Annotated in this window: 2 protein-coding genes; both read right to left on the bottom strand. The window is 62.6% G+C overall.

What is annotated here, in order from left to right:
• Window positions 1-45 precede the first annotated feature (45 nt).
• On the bottom strand, window positions 46-1,464 hold the full coding sequence (locus MFF07_RS22425; protein WP_238232947.1) for a UvrD-helicase domain-containing protein: 1,419 nt from the start codon (window positions 1,462-1,464) through the stop codon (window positions 46-48).
• Window positions 1,454-2,157, bottom strand: a 704-nt coding sequence (locus MFF07_RS22420; RefSeq protein WP_373322418.1) for a TOPRIM nucleotidyl transferase/hydrolase domain-containing protein, incomplete at its 5' end; no start/stop codon positions are given. The genes MFF07_RS22420 and MFF07_RS22425, both read right to left, overlap by 11 nt.

Below are 2,157 nucleotides of genomic sequence, written 5' to 3'. Positions count from 1 at the left end.
TTTGACACGGCCTGGACCCTTAGCAGACGTCGAGAATGTCCGCTGTCAGGCTGGCCTCAACATTTGGGTCGGCGAACAGACGATCAGCTGCCGGGCCCCTCGGGTCATCGCCACGTAAAGGTGGCGATGATCCATCAGGCCTGGGTTGAGGATGACTGCGACATCTGCCTCTAAGCCTTTCAGCAAAAGGGTGCTGCCGACTGTGCGGGTTGCAAGGGGACGTCCCACCAAGCGGGACCGTTCCCTGACCACAGTCGCAGCGTCCGCGGGCGTCAAGCCGTCTCGCCCGCCGCACGCCTTCAGCATGTCATAGGCACCTCGCAGGATCGCTGGCCTGTGGGCACGGACACCACCCTGGCTGTTGATTACCGATAGAAGTTCCCCAGCCGAGGCGTAGCTCGGAGCTTCGGCGAAACGCAGGGCGACTGCTTCAGCTTCAGTGGGCCCATTTCGGGCGCGTCCATTCCGCAGGGTCGCCAGACGCTGCACCATTGCGGCGGCGCCGACATTGGTCATGACGCTGCCTGCGAAGTTGACGACATGCTCGACAACCGTTGGAGAGGCGAGGTCGAAGTGTTCGCCGAAAGTGACGAGGTCCCGCATGTCAACATTTTCTACCACGACGCCGCCGGGGATTTGGCTGGCGAAGTTCCGTTGAGCGCCGGGGTTGGTTGAATCCGCCATGATAAGTACGCGGCCGTTGGCGACCGGCGGCCGAAGAGAGCCAGCCCCGAGCCGCAGCCGGTGGTCGTTGACGCCGTCGAGCGGCACCCACACGACGTTAGCGGGCGCCGTGCGAAGATCGACTGCGCCTCGCGCCTGTAGAATACGGCGCATTTCGAGTAGCCATCGGCCAAAAGCCTCTTCGCCAGCATTGACCCATCGCCAGGGCGTTGCGAGCTCACCTGCATCTGGAAACTGCACCTTCACTTGAGCTTCCCAATCCGCCGTCGGTCCCGCGAAATTGAAGACAGCCTGAAGGGGGTCACCGAGGACGCAGGTCCTCAAAGCGGCGCTCGCGTGCACGACGATCTCATGCTGGGGTACGGCGCAGTCCTGGTACTCGTCCACGATGAGCCTGTCGTAGGTCGCTGCCAGGATGTCGTTGATGTGTCCGGCTTCCAATAGGCCACGCGCGGCGATGCGGATCGCTGGGTAGTGCTGTCGAGGGTTAGACAGGGTCAGGATTTCGGGGTCATGACCGCACCGCCGGGGGAAATGGGTGAGCAGCCGCATAGCCCAACCGTCAATGGTCGCCAGCCGGTATGCGGACGTCGATACTTGGGCGCGCTCCAGCCGCCCGCGGAGTGCGGCCACGCCGGCATTGGTGTGGGTCAGGACCAAGACGGGTTTGCGGCCTGTGTGACGACCCAGGGCACTTGCAATAAGGTGGGTCTTTCCACAGCCAGCTGGGGCCGTGATCGTGCCTTGGTCGAAGGCAAGGAGATCGATCTCAGGGGCCACGGAACATCCACTGCTGGATGGCGGAGATCGTGTTCCGAAAGGTCTCATCTGCGGTGGCGAGATTAGGGAAGACAATGTCTCGTGCTACCTCTTCCATCTTGGTGACCGACTTGAACCAAGAGCCCTTCTTCGAGCGTGCGGCCTTGCCAAGTGTCTCCCGGGTCTGCGGGGATAGTCCGAACACACAAGTGGCATGGGTGTGCTGGCCATTGGAAGCGGAGCGGATATGGTCGTCCACCAAGTCAGCATCTAGCAGCTCGACCGCGCGTTCTAGTAGTTTACCAACCGCAGCGCCTGAAAGGCATCGGAACATTTCATCTTCAAGCGCGCAGCCGTCCCGCCACCTGAACACCGCCCCACCGTTTGCGCGGAACGCCGCCTCTTCGGCAGCGTCAGGTTGGACGTCATCGTCGCGGAGAACGGCGACCCGGTAGCCCAGGGTCTGAAAGGCGGCCGCCCGCCCGTAAACCTGGGTGATGCCCTTTGCATCCACCCAGGCGATGCCGGCCGCAGTGATCGACTGCTCGCCGCTGCCGGCACGATGAAGGTCCATGCCGCGCAGGAGGCCAACTTCACTGGCGCCTTCACACACGATGATCGACGGCGCGAGGAAAGCCTCCGGATAGAGCCTGATAGTACCCTGGATGTCTTCCCGGACCCCCACTGTCTTCGCTGTGTAGGGCGGTGACAAAA

It is taken from the genome of Methylobacterium thuringiense (assembly GCF_022179645.1).
Taxonomy (GTDB): Bacteria; Pseudomonadota; Alphaproteobacteria; order Rhizobiales; family Beijerinckiaceae; genus Methylobacterium; species Methylobacterium thuringiense.
This window is presented reverse-complemented; position numbering and strand designations above follow the sequence as displayed.